Source organism: Chthoniobacterales bacterium (assembly GCA_036569045.1).
Lineage (GTDB): Bacteria > Verrucomicrobiota > Verrucomicrobiia > Chthoniobacterales > JAATET01 > JAATET01.
The window spans coordinates 1-19,755 of the sequence record DATCRI010000011.1 but is presented as its reverse complement, the minus strand read 5'-3'; the positions used below and the strand labels follow the sequence as shown (position 1 = coordinate 19,755).

Genomic DNA, 19,755 nt, shown 5'->3' with positions numbered 1-19,755 from the left:
CAAAATCATATAACGACTTGTTTAGTCGTATTCATTAACTGGTGTTGCAATCTTCTTTCTTGCGGATGGTCGCGAATCAGGCCGCCATCTCTTTTGCCGTCGCGCCAGGGAAGTTCAGCAAGTGCCCCAGCTTTTCCTGCTTCGCGCGGAGATAGGAGATGTTCTCGGGATTCGGCGCGGTGACGAGCGGCACGCGCTCGACGATGGTGAGATCGTAGCCGCCAAGCTGCGTGAATTTCGCCGGATTGTTCGACATGAGGCGGATCGTGGTCACGCCCAGGTCGGCGAGAATCTGCGCGCCGATGTCGTAACGGCGTGAGTCCACGGGCAGGCCGAGATCCTGATTGGCCTCGACCGTATCGCGGCCGGCATCCTGCAGCGTGTAGGCGTGGAGCTTGCTCGTGAGGCCGATGCCGCGCCCCTCGTGTCCGCGCAGGTAAACGACGACCCCCGCGCCCTCCTGCTCGATGCGGGCGAGCGCCATCTCGAGCTGCTTGCCGCAGTCGCAGCGCGCGGAGCCGAGGATGTCGCCGGTGAAGCACTCGGAATGCACGCGCACCAGCACGTTCTCGCGGCCGGCGACCTTCCCTTTCACGATCGCGACGTGCTCCGCGCCATCGAGCTTCGAGCGATAGACATGCACCTGAAACGAGCCATGCGCGCTCGGCAGTCGCGCCTCCGCCGTGCGCTCGACGAGCCGTTCCCGCGAGCGGCGGTAAACGATCAAATCCTCGACCGTGAGGAAGGGCAGCCCGTGCCGCGCGGCGAAGGCCTCGAGCGCCGCGCCGCGAACCATCGTCCCGTCGTCGTTCACGATCTCGCAAAGCACGCCGACGGGTTGCAGCCCCGCCAGCCGCGCAAGATCGAGCGCGGCCTCGGTATGGCCGGGGCGTCGCAGCACGCCATCCTCGGCGGCGCGCAGCGGAAAAATGTGGCCAGGGCGCAGGAAGTCGCCCGCGAGCGCGCACGGATTTGCCAGCCCCTGCAGCGTAGCCGCGCGATCCGCGGCGGAGATGCCCGTCGTCGTGCCGTGCTTCCAATCGACGGAAACGGTGAACGCGGTGCGCTGGGATTCCGTGTTGTCGCTGACCATGAGGGGCAGCCCGAGCTCGCGCAGACGCTCGCCCGGCAGCGATGCGCAAATGATGCCGCTCGTGTGCCGCACGGTGAAGGCCAGCAGCTCGGGCGTCGCCTTCTCGGCGGCAAAAATGAGGTCGCCCTCGTTCTCGCGATCCTCGCTGTCCGCGACGACCACGGCTCTTCCCGCCGCGATGGCGGCCAGGGCTTTTTCGACTCGGGTGATGCTCGTTGCGTTCATGAATAGAAGGTGGGTTTGGGGATGTGACGGTTGAGAGCCCAGTCGCCGAGCTCGCGAATTTTGTAGTCCACGGGATCGTGCAGCGTGTGCGTGCGGACGTTGCGCCAGAAGCGGTCGAGCCGCGCGGCGCCGGCGGTGGCGCGCGAGCCCATGACCTCGAACATCCGGTTCGTCACGTCGAGCGCGGTGCGAGTGGTGAGCGTCTTCGCGACGGCGATGTCGATGGCCGCGCGGCCCCGGCAATTTTCGCTGAGGCCTTCGCCCATTTCCCACGTGCGCTGGAGCGTATCGGCAGCGCGGTCGGTAAGCGTGCGCGCGGCCTGGAGCTCGACGAACATGTTGCCGTAGTTCGCGAGGATGTAGGGATCCTCGGTCGGCGTCTCGACGCCGGAGGTGAGCCACGAGCGGGTCTGAGCGAGCGTGTAGTTGCGCGCCTCGGCGAGCGCGCCCTCCGCGATGCCGAGGTAGATGTTCGCGAGGATGATCTGCGCGAGGCACGGCCGCAGCGTGGCGCGCACGCTGCCGAGCGGACCCGGACTGCGGAGGATTTCCTCGTCGTGCAGCGCGACATTGGAAAACTCCACCGTGCCGCTGTCGGTCTGCCGCTGGCCGAAGTTGTCCCAATCCTGCCTGATGCGCAGGCCGGCGCGATCCGAGGGGATCACGCCGACGAGCAGGCGCCCCTCCGGATCGAGCGCGGAGAGAAGCAGGCGGTCGGAATCCGTCGCGCCGGAGCAAAAGCCCTTGCGCCCGTTCACGAGCCAGCGGCCATCCGCCGGCGTCGCATGCGTGTTCTGATCGAGCGGATTGAGCGCGTTGCCCCAGAACCAGCGGTTCCGCGCCGTCTCCTCGAAATGCCGCGCGCGCTGCTCCTCCGAGCCGAAGAGATCGACCGTGGCGAGCAGGAGGTGCTGGAATCCGAAGAGGTGCGCGAGCGAGCTGTCCACGCGAGCGAAGAGCCGCACGATCCTGAGGATCTCCGGCCAATCCGCGCCGCCGCCGCCGAGCGCCTCGGGGATGAGGAGATTGAGCAGTCCGCTTTCGCGAAGGAGATCGCGCTCGCGCTTCGCGGTGCCGCCCTTGCGATCGCGCTCGATCGCGGTCTGGGCGAAGTCCGCGGCGAGCCGCTCGGCGATCTTCAGCGGATGCCGGCAGATGGCATCGACCTCGCTGGCTGGAATGGGAATGGCCGCACTCATAGCCGCGCTGCGTTACGCGAGCACCGGAGCCTTGACCTTCGCGATGAGGCTGTCGATCTCGCGGTCGAATCGTTCGCGAATCTCCTCGTCGATGAGGAGGTCGCTGCCCTCGCCGAACTGGAGCTGTGTGTCGACGGCGAAGACGCCCTGCAGAATGTCCGACGCGCCGAGCGCGCCGAGCACCGGCTTGAGCGCGTAATCGAGCACAAGCAGGTGCGCGAGCGTGCCGCCGCTCGCGAGCGGAAGTAGCGTCTTGTTGCGGAAGGCCTGCTGGGGCAGGATGTCGAGCAGTGCCTTCAGCGAGCCCGTGTAGGCGGCCTTGTAAACGGGCGTCGCGATGATGATGCCGCGCGCCTCCGCGATGAGATGGCGGAATTTCTCGAAGGACGGGCTGTCGTATTTCGCGAGCACGAGATCCTCGGCGGGAAAATCGCGCACGCTCACGACTTCGGTGCCGAGCCCCTCGGCGGCGAGCTGTTCGACCGCGTAGTCGAGCAGGGCCTGGGAGCGGGAACGGGCGACGGGGCTTCCGGAAATGAGGAGAATGTCAGGCATGGTGTTGTGATGTTGAAGTGCTGAGAAGCGGGTGGGAGTTACGCGGCGACGGCGAGGCCACGGCCGGTCTCGAGCTCGCGGACGAGCGGAAGCACGCGTTTGCCGAAGTATTCGACCTCCTCCTGGAAGTGGAGGAACCCGCTGAGAATGAGGTCGGCGCCGATGCTCTTGAGATGAACGATGCGCTCGGCGATCTGCTCGGGCGTGCCGATGAGGTTCGTCTTGAAGCCGTCGTTGTATTGGACGAGGTCCTCGAACGTCGATTTGGCCCAGTTTCCTTCGCCCTCGGGCGACGCGGCGCCGGCGTTCTTCACCTCGTGACCGAAGGCGCGCACGGCCTCGGGATTCGCCTTCGCGATGATTTCCTCGAGCACGTCGCGCGCCTCCTGCTCGGTGTCGCGGGCGATGATGAAGGCGTTCACGCCGACCTTCACCTTGTGGCCGTTCTGCGCGGATTTCTGCCGGATGTCGGCAATCTGCGCGGCATGCCCCTCAGGCGTGTTGCCGTTCGTGAAATACCAGTCCGACACGCGCGCCGCCATGTCGCGCGCCGCGCGGGAGCTGCCGCCCTGGAAGATCTCCGGGTGCGGCCGCTGGAGCGGCTTCGGCTTCAACGTGTAATTGTTGAATCGATAGAAATCGCCGCGGAACGTGAAGTTGTCCTCGGTCCAGATTCCCTTGAGGGCGCGGATGAACTCCTCGGAGCGGCGGTAGCGCTCGTCGTGGTCGAGCCACGGCTCGCCAATCGCCTGGAACTCCCCGCGGAACCAGCCACTCACGATGTTCACCGCGACGCGGCCGCCGCTGAGCTGGTCGAGCGTGGCGAGCTGCTTCGCCGCGAGCGCGGGATTCCACGGGCCGGGCAGGATGGCAGCGATGAGCTTCAAGCGCTCCGTCGCGGCGAGCAGCGCCTGGCTGAAGAGCACGGGCTCGTGCTGGTATTCCGCGCCGTAGCCGGCGGTGAAGCGAATCTGGCTCAGTGCGTAGTCGAAGCCGCTGCGCTCGGCGATCTGCGCGAGCTTGCGGTTGTAATCGATGTCCCAGCTCGTGCGCTGTTCGATGTTGCTGACGACAAGGCCCCCGCTGACGTTGGGAACCCAGTAGGCGAAACGAATGTGATCCTGGTGAGTCGTGCTCATATGCGTGTGTTGATTGCGGCAGAACCAGCATTCGCAGTGTCCGTGCCAACGTTCATATCTCGTTTGTTTCCAATGACTTGAGGTTTTCATGGCTTCCTGTCGCTGCTGGAGGTGGCGCATCCGCTGCGGGCGCGCTGCTGCTCCAGCAGCAATCGGGGGTTCCTCAGAACTGGAGCCCGAGCGAGAGCGAGTAGAGTTCCTGGTTCGCACGACCGCCCGGGGCGATGGCGGCGGTCGTCTCGCCGAGGACGTAGTGCCGGTAGCCCGCGGAGACGGTCCATTTGCCGAACTCCGACGGGATGAACCCGAGCGGAACCGAGAGCTGCGGACCGAACGCGAAATAGCCGAACGTCTCGCCGCCGTAGAATTGCGACCCGAGGCCGAGCGTGAAGTTCAACCCGAGGTTCACCGGATATTTCGACTTTGCGAAGAACGTGTAGTTCGGCGTGAGGCTCGGCTCGAAATACCAGCCATGCCCGCGCAGGCCCGACGGCGTGGAGCTCGGCAGCTCGTAGAGCGTCTTGAACACAGGCTGGAACGAGAAATTCGGGAAGAGCAGGTTGCTATCGTCGTAGGCGAGGATGCCCTGCAACCACTGGCCGGAGTCGTAGCCGCCGGCGGGCGTGATCCACGTGTTGTAGAGCAGCGTGAAGGTGAAGCGCTTGAGGAACGTCACCGAGGCGCCCGGGATGAAGTCGAGCTCCGTGAAATGCCGCGTCGCCTTGTCCTTCGTCGGGTCGGATACACGTGGGTCGGAGCTGAGGTCGCCCCACAGGCCGGCCTGGATATTGACGCTGTTGATGAATCCGTCGCCCTTGTAGAGGTTCAGGTAGATATCGACGTAGGGCTGATAGATCACGCCATGGCTCTGCACGATGATGCCGCGTGTGTTGTATTGGTTGAGGATCGCGAGGCCGAGGTCGCCGGAGAAACGCGACTTCTTCGGCTCGACGACCACGGTTTCCTTGACCTCTTTTTCATTGGTTTCGGTCACGGTCGTCGTCGTCGTGGCTTTTGGCTTCTTCTTGTGCGGCGCGTCGTTCTCCGGCGCCTCGGTGGCGCTGGCGCTTGTGGCCTCGGCGGCGCCCTCGGGCGCGGGATGCTGGGCGCGGAGTTTCGGGGTGGAGCCCGCCAGCAGCGCGGCGAGCAGGATGGGTGTAAGCAGAGTTTTTTTCATGATGGTTGGCATGGTGGGAGCGCCCGTCCGCAGGCTGGGTTGCGGGCGCAGGAAGGGTGGGTGGCGTTTCCGAGCGGAAAGCCGGGTGCGCTCCCGGGTGGGGGAGTGGCAGAATGGGAGCGCGAGGCCGCGCGCTAACGACAGAGCGTCAACTCCATGCGTGCAGCGGTGGGTTCACGCCGTTGAGCGCGTAGTTGCCGAGGATCGCGTATTTCCAGCGCACGGGATCGTGCAGCGTGTGCGTGCGGGCGTTGCGCCAGTGGCGGTCGAGATTGTGCTCGGCGAGCGTGGAGCGCGTGCCGGCAAGTTCGAAGAGCCGGTTCGTCGCGTCGATGGCGATCTCCGTGCTGAACACCTTAGCCTCGGCCACGGCGATCTGCGCCTTCGCGACGGAATCGGCGGTCGGCTCCGCGACGGCGCGATCCACGGCGAGGCCGGCTTTCTCGAGCAACGCCTCGGTCGCGTGCAGGCGAAGCGTGAGATCGCCGATGGCCTGGATCACGTAGGGATCGTCACTCGCGCGCTCGAGTCCGCTGTCCACCCACGGACGCGACTTCGTTTTCACGAACGTGATCGTGTCGTCGATCGCCGCCTTTGCGATGCCGGCATCCACGGCGACCTGGATAATCTGGAAGATTGCTCCATCGGCGGTGGGCTTGTCGTAGCCCTTGTAGCCGGGCACGAGGTGCGTCTTCGGCACCTGCACATTCTCGAGGATCACCGTGCCGCTGAGCGTGGTGCGCTGGCCGAATGCCGACCAGTCGTCGATCACCGTGAGCCCGGGCGCATTGCGGTCGGCGATCGCATACCAGGCGCGGCCTTCGTCATCGAGCGCGACGATGGGCACGAGGTGTGCAAGCAACGCGCCGCTCGAGTAGAACTTGCGGCCGTTGACGATCACGTGGTCGCCCGCGTCGGTGAACTTCGTCTCGAACTCCGCCGCGCGCTTCGAGCCGAACTCGGAGAACGCATTTCCGAATCGCGTGCCGTTCAGCACGAGATCGAAGAGCACCCGCTGCTGCGCCTCATCGGAGACGGTGCGAATCGCCGCAACGACGCCGAGATGGTTCTGCGGAATCTGCCCCAGCGACGGATCGGCCGCCGAGATGATCTCGATGACCTTCGTGAGCGTGACATACGAGAGCTCCGGGCCGCCGAATTTTTTGGGGACGTTGATCGACCACAGCCCGCTTTGCGAGAAGGCGTCGAGCTCGGCGACCGGCCACGTGCGGAAGCGGTCGCGGTCGGACGCGCCCTGCGCGAATGCGGCGGCAAGATGCTCGGCGACTTCGAGGGCCTCGGCATCGCTGCGGATGATATGCGCAGGCTCCGCGGGCTTGGCCACGCCAGGCACGCCCTGGCGGGACTTGGTGGTGTTTTGCGGGATTTCCGTTTCGAGAAGGAGACTCATGGTATGTCGGTGGGTTGGTTTTGTAGTGGAGATCAAATGGTGGCGGCCTCGCCGAGGGGGACGCCGGCTTTTGCGGTGAAGCCTTCCCCGAGATAGAAGGCCTTGATGTCGGAACGGCTGCGGAGCTCCTGCGCGGAGCCTTCGAGCACGGAGACGCCGTTCTCGAGCACGACGGCGCGATGCGCATAACGAAGCGCGATCGTGGAATTCTGCTCCGCGACGAGAATTGAAAGTCCCTCGGATTCGTTGAGCGCGCCCAACGATTGGAAAATGCTCTGCACGGTCTTCGGCGCAAGGCCCATCGAGGGCTCGTCGAGCACGAGAAGGCGGGGACGCGACATCAGCGCGCGGCCGATGGCGGTCATCTGCTGCTCTCCGCCGGAGGTGAGGCCGGCCACGGCATGGCGCTTGTCGCCCAGGCGCGGAAAGATCTCGTAGATGCGGGCGAGATCCCGGGTGATCTCGCGGCGGCCCGAGCCGCGGGCCACGCCGCCGGTCACGAGGTTTTCCTCGACCGTGAGCGCGCGAAAGCAATGCCGGCCCTCGAGCACCTGCGCGAGACCGAGTCGCACGAGCGCGCCGGGACTCGTGCGCAGGACGTCCACGCCTTCGAAGCGAATCGCGCCGGTGGTAATGCGTCCGCGTTCGGCCGGGAGCAGGTTCGACACGGCCTTGAGCGTGGTGGATTTGCCGGCGCCATTCGCACCGATGAGCGCGACGATTTCGCCGGAGTGCACGGTGAGACTCACACCGTGCAGGGCGGCAATGGAGTGATTGTAGATCGCCTCGATATTCTCGACGACGAGTTGGGCGGGTGCGTGAGACATGCCGGGTGGAGTGGAAGGAGAGACCGGCGCCTTGACCATACGCCGGCCTCTCCGCTCGGTGGCTACTTGTTGCTGACGACCGGGGTGTTGGTTTCGACCTTTTCGGCGTCGGACGCCGTGCGGAGCCTGATGTTGTGCTCGGTGGCGTAGGCGAGCGCGGACTTCTCGATGATCGGGCGAAGGAGCTTCCAGTCGGGCGCGATCCAGTCGGAGACGACATTCCATTTCCTGCCGTCCCATTGCTGGAAGGTCACGTAACCGTCGCCCTCGTGGTTGTCCCAGGTGACGTGAATCGAGTGGAACAGGTCCTTCGCGCCGAGCTCCTCGACGCGCTTGGGATCGAGCTGCAGGTGCTCGAAGCCCCAGCGAACCTCGTCGCCCGTGAGCGTGCGATGGCCGAATTTTTCCTGCGCAATGCGGACGGCCTCGACGTTGAGGATGCCGTTCACGATGCCGAGGTTGTGATAGACGCTGCCGATGCGCTTCTGGTCGGCAAGGTTGCCCTTGCCGGCGCCGTAAACCGTCTTCACGATTTCCTGGAGCACGGGATATTGCGCGCCGGAGGCCTGCGTGGTGATCGCGACGTAGCCCTTGGCGGCGTCACCGGCGGGAATGACGTCCTCTTCGGAGTTCGACCACACGTTGCCGACGATGTGATCGGCGGGGAAGCCGACCTTCTGCGCCGTCTTGAGCGCGACGGGATTCATCACGCCCCAGCCTCGGAGCACGACGTAATCAGGCTTTGCGCGGCGGATCGTGAGCCACTGCGACTGCTGCTCGTTGCCGGGATGCGGCACCTCGATCTGCTGGACCTCGAAGCCGTATTTTTTCGCGAGGAGCTCGTAGATCGGAATCGTCTCCTTGCCGTAGGGCGAGCCGTGATAGAGGACGACGATCTTCCTGCCCTTGAGCTTGTCGAGGCCGCCCACCTTCGTGCCGATGTAGTTGATGATCGCCGAGGTCTCGCTGTAGGGATTCAGCAACAGCGGGAAGACGTAGGGAAATACGCGGCCGTCCGTCGAGTCGGTGCGCCCGTGATTGATCGTGATGAGCGGCACCTTGTCCTGCGTGATGCGGTCGATCATCGCGTAGGCGATGCCGACTGAGAGCGGGTTCCACGCCGCGATGCCGCGCGTATTCTTGAGGCGCTCGTAGACCTCGACGCCGCGCTCGACCTCGTATTGCGTCTCGCCTTCCTCCCACGTGAGCTTCACGCCGTTCACGCCGCCGTCGCGGATGTTGACCAGGTTCAGGTAGTCGATGAATCCGCCGAAGAAGCCGGTGCCGCCGGCCGCGTAGGGACCGACGCGATAGCTCTGCAGCGGGAAGTTCTGCTCGTCGGCGTGCGCGAGGGTGGCTGCGCCGGAGAGCGTCACTGCAAGGGCGGCGGAGAGCGCGAGCTTTCGCCGCAGGGATGGAAGGAGTTGGGTGGTTTTCATGGAGTTTGGGTGTTGGGTGAAAGTCGGGCCTTGATGCGGTCCCAGAGGGCGACGAGTCCGTTGGGTTCCGCGATGAGGAAGAAAATGATGAGCGCGCCGAGCACGATGCGCTGGCACATGTCGAGCGTGCCGGAGTCGAACCGGTCGCCGAGCAGGAGGCTGCCGACGCGCGACAGCACGAGCGGGAAGACGACGAGCAACGCCGCTCCGAAAAACGCCCCGCGAATCGAGGCCAGCCCGCCGATGATGACGATGAAGACGATCTGGAACGAGCGATCGAGATTGAACCCCGCCGGCTCGACGGTGCGCAGGTAGGCGAATGCCCACAGCACTCCCGCCACACCGACGAAGAACGACGAGATCGCGAACGCAAGGAGCTTCGTCCGCAGCACGGGCACGCCGATCACCTTCGCCGCGAGTTCATTGTCCCGCACGGCGATGAAATTGTGGCCGGTCTGCGTGTTCACCAGCCGCCAGGCCAGCGCGGTGAGCGCCGTCACGATGGTGAGCGCGAAGAGATAACGTCCCACCGGTCCGTCGAACGAAATGCCAAGGACCGTGAGCGCCGGCGCATCGATCACGCCGGAGGGATTGTCATTCGAGAACCAGCTGAACTTCGTGAGCGCCCACTGCACGAAGAACTGCGCCGCAAGCGTCGAGACCGCGAGGTAGAAGCCGCGCAACCTCAGACTCGGCAACCCGAAGACGATGCCGATCGCCGCCGCCGCCAGACCGGCGAGCACGAAGCTCCCGAGCAGCGGCAGCCCAGGCACGCGCAGGTTGAAATTGTAGGCGGCAAACGCCCCCACAGCCATGAACGCCGCCGAGCCGAGCGAGAGCTGCCCCGCGTAACCGGTGAGCAGATTCAGCCCGACCGCCGCAAGCGACAACGCGAGAAACGGCGTGAGAATCGCGTCGAAGACATACGTGCTGCCGACGAATGGCACGACGCCGTAGGCTACGGCCAGCACCACGAGCGGACCCAGCCAGGCCGGCGCCTGCCAGCGCGCGCGGGAATCGAGAGTCAGGGTGGTCACGGCTCAGGCCCTTTCGATGAGTTTCTGGCCGAAGAGGCCCGACGGCCGCACGAGCAGGAATGCGAGCGCGATCACGTAGGCGAACCACGTCTCGATGCCGCCGCCAAAGAACGGGCCGACATAGACTTCCGAGAGCTTCTCGAACGCACCGATCAGCAGGCCTCCGACAATCGCGCCCGTGATCGAGTCGAAGCCGCCCAGCACGAGCACCGGCAGCGCCTTCAGCACGATGAGCGAGAGCGAAAACTGCACGCCGAGCCGCGCGCCCCAGAGCAGGCCGGCCACGAGCGCGACCACGCCGGCCGCCACCCACACCGCAGCCCAGATGCGCTGCAGCCGAAGCCCCACCGCGAGCGCGGCGAACTGATCGTCCGCCACGGCTCGAAAGGCGAGCCCCAGCCGCGTGTAGCGGAAAAATGCCGTCAGCCCCGCGACCATCGCCGCAGCGATCCCCGCCGCAACGAGGTCGAACTTACTGATCAAAATTCCGCCGACTTCGAATGGCGTGTCTTCGATCCCGAGATCGAGTCCATGCACCTGCGTGCCCCATACGAGTTGCGCCATGCCCTCGATCACGTAGGACAGCCCGAGCGTCGCCATGAAAAGCACGATCGGCGGCTTGTTCACGAGCGGACGCAGCACGGAGCGTTCGATCGTCAGGCCGAGCAGCGCCATCACGCCGAGCGTGAGAAGCAGCGCTCCCCAGAAGGGCGCACCGCGCTCGAGCACGCTCACGAAGGTCAGCGCCGCAAGCAGCACCATCGAGCCCTGCGCGAAATTGAGAACGCCCGAGGTCTTGTAAACCAGCACGAAGCCGATCGCCACGAGCGAATACATCACTCCGGCCAGGAGGCCGCCGACGATCACCTCCGCGAGAAACGCGAAATCAAACATACGCCTCCTCCGGCTCGTCGTGAGCGACGCCGACATACGCGTCGATCACAGCCTGGTCGGCCTGAACCTCTGCCGGCGTTCCGTCCGCAATCTTGCGCCCGTGGTCGAGCACGGTCACGCGATCCGAGAGTTCCATCACGATCGCGATGTCGTGCTCGATGAGCACCACCGTCGTGCCGAACTCGTCGCGCGCCGCCCGCACGAAGCGCGCCATCTCCTGCTTCTCGGTAGCGGTCATTCCCGCCATGGGCTCGTCGAGCAGGAGCACCTTCGGCCGCGCCACCAGCGCACGAGCCAGTTCGACCCGCTTTTGCAGACCGTAGGGCAGCGTGCCTGCGAACCGCTCGCGCACGGCCTCCAGCCCAAGAGATTCGATGATCTTCTCCGCACGCACCCGCGCATCCCGGCGCTCGCGTCCGGCGCGGCCGAGGCCCACGATCTGTTCGACGAAGCTCGCGTGCCGCGACGCCGCCCGGCCGAGCTCGACGTTCTCGAGGACGGTCAGCCCCTTGAAGAGGGCCAGATTTTGAAACGTCCGCGCGATGCCGAGCTTCGCGAGCTGCTGGGTCGGCACGCGTGAGAATCGCCAGCCGTCGATCCAGACGCGCCCGCTTTGGGGACGATAAATCCCGCTGATCACGTTCAGCAGCGAGCTCTTGCCCGCGCCGTTCGGCCCGATGATCGCGCGAATCTCCCCGTGCTCGACGGTGAGATCCATATCCTCCACGGCGGTAATGCCTCCGAACGCCAGCGTCACCGACTCCAATTTCAAGGTGGGGAAGTCCGATTTTAAAAAACGACTTATCGAGTCGTCTTTTCGGTCAAAAAAACTCTTCGTTTTTTGCTTCTCTTCCAGCTTCGGAAAAGTTGGCGCGTCTTCCAGCCATTTGTCCGGCAATGCCGTCGCAGGACCGCCCGCGCCGCTTCGGATGACGAGATTTTTGGAGTTCATGATCGAGTGCCATTCCTAAAACAGCTCTCGTGCCAACCTTGGAAGGAGGTCTTCACATCCATTCGCAACATTCTGGTCATTAGTGTGTTGTGATGTTCGTTCGGTTTAGGGAAGTTCCTTTTCGAAATTTCCCATTCCCCTCTGCCTTGCGGCATCCGCAGTCCTTTGCTGCTCCGCTGTTGCGCCTGCAGCAAGTTGGATTAAGCGCTGTCCTTCCGGATCACGACGGTGCTTCTGCCCGTAATGATTGGGAAACGGCCCACTCTCGAACGGAAGAATTGCCAGGAGGGGAGCGGCGAAGGCGCTCATCTCCATACGAGCCGTTTGAGCTTTGTGGGGATGGCGAGCCGCGCTTCTGGGGAAAGCGACGAATCCCTTTCATCCCAGAAATTACCGGGTTCGTCCCAAAAAAATTGAGGGGCCTGCCTGCGCGGTGGCAAACAATTGAAATTTCATGTCAGCCGCTGTTTCGAAATTCTTCGCGCCCCCCTGCGATGCAGAGTGGGCATTCACGATCGCCCCGCTCATGAAGCAGTGGATCGCACTTGCTGTTTCGAAGGAGCCCACTGTCGACCGGGGCGTTCTCGAAATCAGCCCTGACCTTTTGCCCCTCGCCCGAACGACTGCAAACCAAGAAATGACGGCCAGCAACCCACAGGAGAAACCTGCAACCCAAGACCTCACCGAGGCATTTGATTCGCGCCTCGCCGCCTTCAAGAAAGAACTCTCGAAGGCGAAGGAGATTCGTCAGCTCGATCGACGAATCAAGCGTGTCACCGCCATCCGGGCCCAGATCAAGGCCCTGGTGGAGGCTTATCACGCTGCGCTCGCTTGAGCGAGGCGTCCTCCCCGGACACGCGATCGCCGCACATTTTCTTGACTCCCCCCCTGGTCCGCCGCGCAGGCTGGGGAATGGTTCGGTTCCTCAGCCCTTTCCGAACGCTTCTCCTCGGCTGGCTCATCTCCTTTGCCGCCTGGGGAACGGTTTCCGTGATCCTTGGGGCGGAGATTGTCAGTCGTGGGGGGGATGTGCCCACTGCGATTCGGCATGGGCTGCGTGACTGGGCTTCGTGGGCGATCCTGACGCCGCTCCTCTTTCGATTTTCGGCGCGATTTCCGCTCGGTCGGCCGCGGAAATACGTGGTGTGGCCGGCGCATGCGCTCGTGTTCGTCCTGTCGATGGCGTTTCTCCATATCTGGAAGGGAGGGGTCGACTGGGCCTTTTCAGCGGCAGCCGGCCAGTCGAATGAGACCTTGCAGCTTCACCAGCCCCCGCCGCTCCGATCTTCGGAGACGCTTCTGGTGGGGGAGGAACCGCTCCCGCCGGCGATCAATCTCTTCGGCTATTTCACCTTCGAGCTGCCGATCTATCTGATGCTCGTGGCAAGCGCGCACCTGCTCCTTTATCGGCGCCGTCTCGAGGAACGCGCTGCCGGGCTCACCCGCGCCCGTCTCGAGGCGCTCAAGGCGCAGCTCCAGCCCCACTTTCTTTTCAATACGCTCAACACGATCGCCGGGCTCGTCCACGAACAACCGGACAAGGCCGACGCGATGCTCGTCGCGCTGAGCGACCTGCTGCGACTCAGCCTCGAGACGTCCTCGGAAGTCGAGCTGCCGCTGGGGAGGGAGATGGAATATGTCGAGCGCTACCTGGCGATCATCGGCGTCCGGTTCGATGGTCGGATCGGCCACTCGATGGACGTTGATTCCGATGCCCGGAACGCGCTGGTGCCCGCGTTCATCCTCCAGCCGCTGGTCGAGAATGCCGTTCAGCACGGGCTGCTGCCGCGTCCCGAAGGCGGCAGCGTGACCGTGACCGCGCGGCGGCAGGGTGCGCGACTGCGCATTATCGTTTCGGACGATGGCCTGGGCTTTCGCAGCCGCCCCGACGCGACCGAGGGCATCGGGCTCGGCAATGCCCGGGCGCGGCTCGAGCAGCTTTATGGCGACGATGCCGTGCTCGAGATGTATGATGGACCGCTCACGCAGGTGATTCTCGAGGTTCCCTACCGGACCGCGCCGTGAAAAAGATTCGAACGATCCTGGTGGATGACGAACAGGTCGCGCGCTTGCGGCTGGCGCGGCTTTTGCGGGCCTCGCCCGAGATCGAGATCGTGGCGGAATGTGAAAATGGCACCTCGGCGATTTCCGACATCCGCCAGCACGCTCCGGATCTCGTGTTCCTCGATATTCAGATGCCGGGAATGGACGGGTTTGACGTGGTCGATGCCCTGCCAGCCGAGAAACGGCCCACGATCATTTTTGTCACCGCTTACGACGAATATGCGGTGCGCGCCTTTGAGGCCTGCGCCCTCGATTACCTTCTCAAGCCGGTGGCCGGCGATCGTCTGCTCAAGGCGCTCGAGCGGGTCGCGGAACGACGGGGAAAGAACTCTGCCGAAGAGCCGGAGGCGGTTCGGGATCGCTTTCTGGTGCGGAATCAGGGCCGGGTGGATGTCGTCGCGGCTGCGCAGATCGAGTGGATCGAGGCGGCGGGAAACTACGCGATCCTGCACACCGCCACGCAGAATCACATCATTCGCCAGACGATGACGTCGCTCGAGGCCAGCCTGCCGGAGGATTTTTTCCGCGTGAGCCGATCGGCGATCCTGAATCTGCGGCACGTCGTTCAGCTCGACGCGGACGCAGCCGGGGAGAATTGCGCGTTATTGCGAGGCGGGGAACGGGTGCCCTTTACGCGCAAGGTCAGCGAAGTCCGCGCGCGGCTGTAGCGGACGTTCGAAGGAGTTTCGAGGACTTGCGTGGCACGGCAAACGCTGCGATAGGAACGGTCATGATGACGGCCGATCTTCAACCGCTGCGGGAGGCGCTCCAGCGCCGACTCGATGTCGTGGCGGACCGCGAATTTTACGCGCGGGATGCCGCCGGGCATCTCGCCGCTCTGATCGAGGCCTCTGGCGAAGTCGATCGACTGGGGGCGCAACTGGGCGGGGACGCCGACCCGATGCTGCGGCATTATCTCGAGCGCCAGAGCTATGTGAAGGCGATGGATTGGCTGAACGCCCGGGCTTGCTGACATGGAAACGATCGACCTTGCTCCCGGCGCGATGGCGCCCGACTTCGAAGCACTCGCGATCGGCGGCGCCTTTGGTCTGGAGGGCGGCCGGGTGCGGCTGAGCGAGCTGCGCGGTGTGGCGGTGGTGCTGTATTTTTATCCGAAGGACGATACGCCGGGCTGCACGACGCAGGCCTGCAGCATGCGCGACCGCTGGGCGCACCTCAAACGGCCGGACACCATGTTCTTCGGCGTGAGCGTGGACTCGCCGGAAAGCCATCGGCGTTTCATCGAGAAATACGAACTGCCTTTTCCCGTCATCAGCGACGAGTCGAAGGAAATCGTCCAGGCCTACGGCGTGTGGGTGCAGAAGACGATGTATGGCAAAACTTTCATGGGCACGGAGCGGACGACTTTTGTCATCCGCCCCGATGGCCGAATCAAATCCGTGTTCCGCCGGGTGAAGCCCGACGCGCACACCGACATCCTGCTCGAAGATCTTGCAAATTTTAAACCGTGACAGCGTGCTGAAGCTCTACGAACGGCTCGAGTCGCTCGTGGACAAACTGCCGGGCGGCGTGCAGAAGCCGATCCTGCGCGAACTCGTGCCCCTGCGGGAACTTTTCCTCGAGCAGCGACCGGCGCGCGTGATGGTGATTGGTGGCGCGGCCTCGACGAGCGTGCCGGCGATCCTTCATTTCCTTGGCGGCATGCCGGTGGAGACGGGCGATTCCCACCGCGGCTGGCGCACGTATCGCGTGCCGGAACGCGGGGCCATCGAGGTGTGCGATGCCCGGGCGGAGACTCCCGATGCGTTTGTGGCGGACGCGCTGGCGGCGGCAAAGCCGGATGTGGTGATGTTTCTGCGCGGCGGCGCCGATGCGGCGGAGAGTTTCGACGCCGCGTTCTCCATTTCCGCGGCGCGGCTGGCGCTTGCGGATAGCTCCGAGGCGGTGCGGCCGGGATTGGTGGCCCTTTCTTTCGGCAACGACGGCGAGGCGGACCGCGCCCGCCTGCGCGCCCTGCTGAATTCCCGGCGGGAGTTCGTGCAGCGCTCGCTCCATGTCTTCAGCGCCGATGCGGAGCAGGCGGCGGCCGTGGCGGAAGCTCTCTGCGCCGAGCTGCCGAACGAGGCGAAACTGGAGTTTGCGCGGATGACCGGAGCGCGCGGAGCCCAGGCGCAGATTGCCTCGTCGTTGCTGAAATCCTTCACCGCGGTGTGTGGTGTCATCGGCGTGCAGCCAATCCCGCTCGCGGACCTGCCGATTCTCACGACGCTGCAATCGCTGCTCGTGGGCCTCATCGTTTACGTAAGCGGCCGGCCGGCGAGCGCGCGATTGATTGCGGAGTTTGCGGGCGCGCTGGGCGTGAGCATTGGTGCGGGGTTTGCCTTTCGCGAAGGGGCGCGGGCCTTGCTGAAAGTCTTCCCGATCTGGGGCAACGCGATTTCCGGAATCGTCGCCGGCGCGGGGACCTACGCGGTGGGCCGGGCGGCGATCGCCTATTTCATCGAGGATCTCCCGCTGCAGGAGACGAAGAAACTTTTCCAACGGTTGCAGCCGGGGCTGAATTCCTTCCGGAACCGATCGCTGCCGATCTTTCATTCTTCGAAGGACGAAAAAACGACGGTCAAATAGCCCGGCCGGTGCGAATGTCCTGCATCGTCTCGCCGAGGCGATGAATCACGTCGCTGGCCACGAGGCCCTCGGGTGAGCCGCCCGGACCGAAGACAAAGCGTTCCGCCGCGCGGCCGCAGATCCAGGCGCCGAGCATGGCGGCCTCCCGCGGCGAGTGGCCCTGTCCGAGAAAGGTCGCGCAGACACCGGACAGCACGTCGCCCATGCCGCCGCTTCCCATGCCGGGATTCCCGGTTGTATTGAAAACGGTTGGCGCTCCCGCTTCGGCGATGACGGTGCGTGCGCCCTTGAGGAGGACGGTGACGTGGTGCGTTCCGGCAAATTTTTCCGCGGTGGCGCGGCGGGAGAGCGACCGGCTCTCCGGGAAAAGTCGGGCCATTTCTCCGGGGTGGGGCGTGAAGAGGCGCGGGCCGGCCATTTTCTGCCAGGCGCCCGGCGTGCGGGCGAGAAGGTTGAGGGCGTCGGCGTCCACGACCATCGGGCCGGAGAAACCGGTGATGATCGGAAGAATCTCGGCTGCGGCCGGAGAGCCGATGCCCGGGCCGATGGCGATCGCGTCGAGACGATCGGCGAGTGCGTCCGTGTGGCGGGCGACGGGGCGGACCATGACCTCCGGCGGCATGGTCGCGGCGAGGAGTTCGTAGCAATCGGGCAGGGCGTAGAGCGTGACGAGGCCAGCGCCGGCACGGAGGGCGCCTTCCGCGCAGAGCCGGGCGGCGCCGAGGGTGCCCCGCGAACCGGCGAGGATTCCGATGCGGCCCCACGTCCCCTTGTGGCTGTCGAAGGGCCGCGGAGGCAGGAGGGACTGGAGTCGGAGCGGGGTGACCAGTTCCGCGGCGTCTCCTTCCGAGGTCGCGAGTTCGTCCAGCGGAACGAGGGCAAGCCGGCCGACGACAGCGGTGGCGGCGTCGGCGAGCAGGCCCGCCTTGGGATGGCCGATGGTGACGGTGAGATCGGCGACGACGCAGGACTCCGCGGCCTCGCCGGTATCCGCATCGAGTCCGCTGGGAAGATCGGCGGCCACGACGAAGGCCCCGCGCTGCTGGCGGAGCGCATCGATGCGCCGGATCGCCAAGGCGATGGGTTCTCGCGGGGCGCCCCGGGCGCCGATTCCCAGCAGGCCGTCGAGGAGGACGAGGGAGGGCGCCATGGAGGTTTCGAAACGAAGCGATGCCCGAAGCTCGGTGAGCTTCTTGGCGGCGAGCGGGGAGAGGTCGTGCTCGGGAAAGACGAGGTCGGCTTCGACATTCCATCCACGCCGGGCGAGGTGACGCGCTGCGACGAGCACGTCGCCGGCGTTGTTGCCCTTGCCGCAGACGGCGATGACGTGGGCGGGGCCGGGAACGAAGGCGAGGATGGCTTCGGCGATGCCGAGGCCGGCGCGATCCATGAGGTCCTCGGCATTCACGCCGCGCGCGAAAGCGTCCTCCTCGACCGCCCGCATTTCCGCACTGCTCAGAAGCATGCTTCAGCCTACTTCAACGCCGCCCGATTCCCAAAGAAGGAAGCGCGCTCGAAAAAGACCTTTCCCTGGGGCTCGTCCTGTGGTGGATGACGTCATGCGCTCGATCCTGGACACGCTCACCGACCATCCGGTGCGTTCCTTCGCCGCCGGGGAGGCGGTTCTCGAGCAGAATACGAGCACCGGCCGGCTTTACATCATGATCGAGGGCCGGGTGCAGATCCTGCGCGACGGCGCGGTGATCGACACCTTTTCCCGGGCCGGCGATGTCTTCGGCGATTTGTCCGCGCTGCTCGGCGTCGCCCACACGGCCACCGTGCGCGCGGTGCAGGACTCGCGATTCTACGAGATCGCGGATGCTCGACCCTTCCTGGAGCAACATCCGGCAATGACGCTTTATCTCTGCGAGTTGCTTGCCAGGCGGCTGAATTCGCTGACGGCGTATCTCGTCGACCTGAAGCAGCAGTATGAAGGCGACGAGCGGATCGACATGGTCGACGAGGTGCTCGAGGCGCTGCTGCACCGGCAGCCCCGCTCGCGTCTCTTTCCGCGGGATTCAGTTGTCCGCGATCCGGAGACTGCGGGTTGAACACCCTTCGATCGAGTGCCACTCGGCGGTCATGGCATCGAGATCGAGAACGATCGATGTCGGCTGGGGGCCGATCTGCCGACCGGGGTTGAAAACCCACGTCCGGCCAACGCGATCGATCCACGAACCCTCGGGATAGAACGGTGCATTGTGGACGTGGCCGCTGAACACCATCTCGGGCTGGAAGCGCTGAATCCACTCGCGAAGGGGGTCGTCTCCGACGGATTCCCGGCCTGTCCAGCTTGTGCGGGAGCCGCTGGGCGGGGCGTGATGAATCCAGATCCATCGCCGGGGCGAGCGGGCCGCCTCGCGCTCCAGCAAGGCTTCGAGTTCCTCGCGGGATTGGGCGCCGTCCCACCACGGGCACACGGTGATGCGGACATCGCCGAAGTCGAGGCTGTCGCCGTCGACGAAGAGGTCCTCGCCGCCGAGATCCCGCAGCCAGAGCGCGACCGATTCGTCCGCGGAGTTGCGTCCGTCGCCATCGTGATTGCCCGAGCTGATGACCAGCCGCGCGCGCCGACGGAGGCGGCCCACGTATTTCTCGACGACGGCGATCTGGATGTCGAAATCGAGGGGCGAGGCGAGGTCGAGCAGATCGCCGCCGATCACGGTGAGGTCGTAATCCGGGGCGTTTGCGAGCAGCCGGTCAAACTGCCGAAGCGAATAGTGGAGGTCCGCAACGAAAAGCAGCCGCATCGTCATGCGATAGCGAGGAGCCTTCGCGCGAGGCGAGAGAAAACCATTTTCCCGGGCTGGCGCCCGCTCCAGAATCGCCTCCGTGCTCATTGCCCTTCACAAGCCTTACGGCGTTCTCAGCCAGTTTACGCCGGAAGCTCCCGGGCAGCGGACGCTGGCGGAGTGCGGCCTGCCGGCGGGCGTGTATCCGGTCGGACGGCTGGACGCGGATTCCGAGGGGTTGCTGCTCCTGACCGATGAGGCGGGGCTGAATCACCGGTTGCTGCATCCGACGCGTGGGCATTGGCGGCGGTATTGGGCGCAGGTCGAGGGCGAGCCGCTGCCGGCGGCGTTCGCGGAGCTCGAGCGAGGCGTGATGGTGCAGGGCAGGCGCACGCTGCCGGCGCGGGCGTGGCGGGTGGAGC

At 65.0% G+C, this 19,755-nt stretch carries 21 protein-coding genes; 8 read left to right on the top strand and 13 right to left on the bottom strand.

Annotated elements, in window-relative coordinates:
* Positions 1 to 76: 76 nt before the first annotated feature.
* From VIM61_02965 to VIM61_02915, 11 genes are all read right to left on the bottom strand, one after another.
* Positions 77 to 1,318, bottom strand: coding sequence for a bifunctional 3,4-dihydroxy-2-butanone-4-phosphate synthase/GTP cyclohydrolase II (locus VIM61_02965; GenBank protein HEY8899346.1), 1,242 nt, complete (start codon positions 1,316 to 1,318; stop codon positions 77 to 79).
* Positions 1,315 to 2,517 carry an acyl-CoA dehydrogenase family protein gene (locus VIM61_02960; protein ID HEY8899345.1) on the bottom strand — a complete coding sequence of 401 codons (1,203 nt, stop codon included), beginning with the start codon at positions 2,515 to 2,517 and terminating at the stop codon, positions 1,315 to 1,317. Before VIM61_02960 ends, VIM61_02965 begins: the two co-directional genes overlap by 4 nt.
* A gap of 12 nt (positions 2,518 to 2,529) precedes the next feature.
* Positions 2,530 to 3,072 carry an NADPH-dependent FMN reductase gene (gene ssuE, locus VIM61_02955; GenBank protein ID HEY8899344.1) on the bottom strand — a complete coding sequence of 181 codons (543 nt, stop codon included), beginning with the start codon at positions 3,070 to 3,072 and terminating at the stop codon, positions 2,530 to 2,532.
* A gap of 38 nt (positions 3,073 to 3,110) precedes the next feature.
* Positions 3,111 to 4,211, bottom strand: coding sequence for a dimethyl sulfone monooxygenase SfnG (sfnG, locus tag VIM61_02950; protein ID HEY8899343.1), 1,101 nt, complete (start codon positions 4,209 to 4,211; stop codon positions 3,111 to 3,113).
* 163 nt (positions 4,212 to 4,374) lie between these two features.
* The gene (locus VIM61_02945) at positions 4,375 to 5,388 is read right to left on the bottom strand and encodes a hypothetical protein (GenBank protein ID HEY8899342.1); all 1,014 of its coding nucleotides are present in this window, start codon (positions 5,386 to 5,388) and stop codon (positions 4,375 to 4,377) included.
* A 148-nt stretch (positions 5,389 to 5,536) separates the two neighbouring features.
* Positions 5,537 to 6,799 carry an SfnB family sulfur acquisition oxidoreductase gene (locus VIM61_02940; GenBank protein ID HEY8899341.1) on the bottom strand — a complete coding sequence of 421 codons (1,263 nt, stop codon included), beginning with the start codon at positions 6,797 to 6,799 and terminating at the stop codon, positions 5,537 to 5,539.
* Between the two features lie 32 nt (positions 6,800 to 6,831).
* Positions 6,832 to 7,626, bottom strand: coding sequence for an ABC transporter ATP-binding protein (locus VIM61_02935; GenBank protein HEY8899340.1), 795 nt, complete (start codon positions 7,624 to 7,626; stop codon positions 6,832 to 6,834).
* A 62-nt stretch (positions 7,627 to 7,688) separates the two neighbouring features.
* The gene (locus VIM61_02930; GenBank protein ID HEY8899339.1) at positions 7,689 to 9,065 is read right to left on the bottom strand and encodes an ABC transporter substrate-binding protein; all 1,377 of its coding nucleotides are present in this window, start codon (positions 9,063 to 9,065) and stop codon (positions 7,689 to 7,691) included.
* The gene (locus VIM61_02925; protein ID HEY8899338.1) at positions 9,062 to 10,102 is read right to left on the bottom strand and encodes a branched-chain amino acid ABC transporter permease; all 1,041 of its coding nucleotides are present in this window, start codon (positions 10,100 to 10,102) and stop codon (positions 9,062 to 9,064) included. The genes VIM61_02930 and VIM61_02925 overlap by 4 nt, the downstream gene beginning before the upstream one ends.
* Before the next feature lie 3 nt (positions 10,103 to 10,105).
* A complete protein-coding gene (locus VIM61_02920; GenBank protein HEY8899337.1) occupies positions 10,106 to 10,996 on the bottom strand; it encodes a branched-chain amino acid ABC transporter permease in 891 nt (296 codons plus the stop codon).
* Positions 10,989 to 11,768 (bottom strand): ABC transporter ATP-binding protein, encoded by a 780-nt coding sequence (locus VIM61_02915; GenBank protein HEY8899336.1) that lies wholly within the window; start codon positions 11,766 to 11,768, stop codon positions 10,989 to 10,991. The genes VIM61_02920 and VIM61_02915 overlap by 8 nt, the downstream gene beginning before the upstream one ends.
* A 634-nt stretch (positions 11,769 to 12,402) precedes the next feature.
* On the opposite strand from VIM61_02915, the gene VIM61_02910 reads away from it, so the two are divergent.
* From VIM61_02910 to VIM61_02885, 6 genes are all read left to right on the top strand, one after another.
* On the top strand, positions 12,403 to 12,783 hold the full coding sequence (locus VIM61_02910) for a hypothetical protein (protein ID HEY8899335.1): 381 nt from the start codon (positions 12,403 to 12,405) through the stop codon (positions 12,781 to 12,783).
* 194 nt (positions 12,784 to 12,977) lie between these two features.
* Entirely contained in the window at positions 12,978 to 13,973 is a 996-nt protein-coding gene (locus VIM61_02905; protein ID HEY8899334.1) for a histidine kinase, read from the top strand.
* Positions 13,970 to 14,680, top strand: coding sequence for a LytTR family DNA-binding domain-containing protein (locus VIM61_02900; protein ID HEY8899333.1), 711 nt, complete (start codon positions 13,970 to 13,972; stop codon positions 14,678 to 14,680). The genes VIM61_02905 and VIM61_02900 overlap by 4 nt, the downstream gene beginning before the upstream one ends.
* 62 nt (positions 14,681 to 14,742) lie before the next feature.
* Positions 14,743 to 14,985 (top strand): hypothetical protein, encoded by a 243-nt coding sequence (locus VIM61_02895; GenBank protein HEY8899332.1) that lies wholly within the window; start codon positions 14,743 to 14,745, stop codon positions 14,983 to 14,985.
* A gap of 1 nt (position 14,986) precedes the next feature.
* Positions 14,987 to 15,484, top strand: a complete 498-nt coding sequence (locus tag VIM61_02890) for a peroxiredoxin (protein ID HEY8899331.1) — start codon at positions 14,987 to 14,989, stop codon at positions 15,482 to 15,484.
* Complete coding sequence (locus VIM61_02885) at positions 15,465 to 16,601, top strand: hypothetical protein (protein HEY8899330.1); 1,137 nt, start codon at positions 15,465 to 15,467, stop codon at positions 16,599 to 16,601. Before VIM61_02890 ends, VIM61_02885 begins: the two co-directional genes overlap by 20 nt.
* Here VIM61_02885 and VIM61_02880 read toward each other — a convergent pair.
* A complete protein-coding gene (locus tag VIM61_02880; GenBank protein ID HEY8899329.1) occupies positions 16,594 to 18,066 on the bottom strand; it encodes an NAD(P)H-hydrate dehydratase in 1,473 nt (490 codons plus the stop codon). The two genes, VIM61_02885 and VIM61_02880, sit on opposite strands and share 8 nt — an antisense overlap.
* A gap of 94 nt (positions 18,067 to 18,160) precedes the next feature.
* Between VIM61_02880 and VIM61_02875 the strand changes: the two genes are divergently transcribed.
* Complete coding sequence (locus VIM61_02875) at positions 18,161 to 18,652, top strand: cyclic nucleotide-binding domain-containing protein (protein HEY8899328.1); 492 nt, start codon at positions 18,161 to 18,163, stop codon at positions 18,650 to 18,652.
* On the opposite strand, the gene VIM61_02870 is transcribed toward VIM61_02875, so the two are convergent.
* On the bottom strand, positions 18,620 to 19,441 hold the full coding sequence (locus VIM61_02870) for a metallophosphoesterase (protein HEY8899327.1): 822 nt from the start codon (positions 19,439 to 19,441) through the stop codon (positions 18,620 to 18,622). The genes VIM61_02875 and VIM61_02870 overlap by 33 nt on opposite strands.
* Between VIM61_02870 and VIM61_02865 the strand changes: the two genes are divergently transcribed.
* Positions 19,434 to 19,755: pseudouridine synthase (locus tag VIM61_02865; protein ID HEY8899326.1), on the top strand; the 322-nt coding region annotated here is incomplete at its 3' end. The two genes, VIM61_02870 and VIM61_02865, sit on opposite strands and share 8 nt — an antisense overlap.

What these genes read in the sequence shown, in the direction of transcription:
- VIM61_02965 (HEY8899346.1), bottom strand. Translation starts at nt 1,318, where the DNA reads ATGAACGCAACGAGCATCACCCGAGTCGAAAAAGCCCTGGCCGCCATC.
- VIM61_02960 (HEY8899345.1), bottom strand. Translation starts at nt 2,517, where the DNA reads ATGAGTGCGGCCATTCCCATTCCAGCCAGCGAGGTCGATGCCATCTGC.
- ssuE (HEY8899344.1), bottom strand. Translation starts at nt 3,072, where the DNA reads ATGCCTGACATTCTCCTCATTTCCGGAAGCCCCGTCGCCCGTTCCCGC.
- sfnG (HEY8899343.1), bottom strand. Translation starts at nt 4,211, where the DNA reads ATGAGCACGACTCACCAGGATCACATTCGTTTCGCCTACTGGGTTCCC.
- VIM61_02945 (HEY8899342.1), bottom strand. Translation starts at nt 5,388, where the DNA reads ATGAAAAAAACTCTGCTTACACCCATCCTGCTCGCCGCGCTGCTGGCG.
- VIM61_02940 (HEY8899341.1), bottom strand. Translation starts at nt 6,799, where the DNA reads ATGAGTCTCCTTCTCGAAACGGAAATCCCGCAAAACACCACCAAGTCC.
- VIM61_02935 (HEY8899340.1), bottom strand. Translation starts at nt 7,626, where the DNA reads ATGTCTCACGCACCCGCCCAACTCGTCGTCGAGAATATCGAGGCGATC.
- VIM61_02930 (HEY8899339.1), bottom strand. Translation starts at nt 9,065, where the DNA reads ATGAAAACCACCCAACTCCTTCCATCCCTGCGGCGAAAGCTCGCGCTC.
- VIM61_02920 (HEY8899337.1), bottom strand. Translation starts at nt 10,996, where the DNA reads ATGTTTGATTTCGCGTTTCTCGCGGAGGTGATCGTCGGCGGCCTCCTG.
- VIM61_02910 (HEY8899335.1), top strand. Translation starts at nt 12,403, where the DNA reads ATGTCAGCCGCTGTTTCGAAATTCTTCGCGCCCCCCTGCGATGCAGAG.
- VIM61_02895 (HEY8899332.1), top strand. Translation starts at nt 14,743, where the DNA reads ATGATGACGGCCGATCTTCAACCGCTGCGGGAGGCGCTCCAGCGCCGA.
- VIM61_02890 (HEY8899331.1), top strand. Translation starts at nt 14,987, where the DNA reads ATGGAAACGATCGACCTTGCTCCCGGCGCGATGGCGCCCGACTTCGAA.
- VIM61_02880 (HEY8899329.1), bottom strand. Translation starts at nt 18,066, where the DNA reads ATGCTTCTGAGCAGTGCGGAAATGCGGGCGGTCGAGGAGGACGCTTTC.
- VIM61_02875 (HEY8899328.1), top strand. Translation starts at nt 18,161, where the DNA reads ATGCGCTCGATCCTGGACACGCTCACCGACCATCCGGTGCGTTCCTTC.
- VIM61_02870 (HEY8899327.1), bottom strand. Translation starts at nt 19,441, where the DNA reads ATGAGCACGGAGGCGATTCTGGAGCGGGCGCCAGCCCGGGAAAATGGT.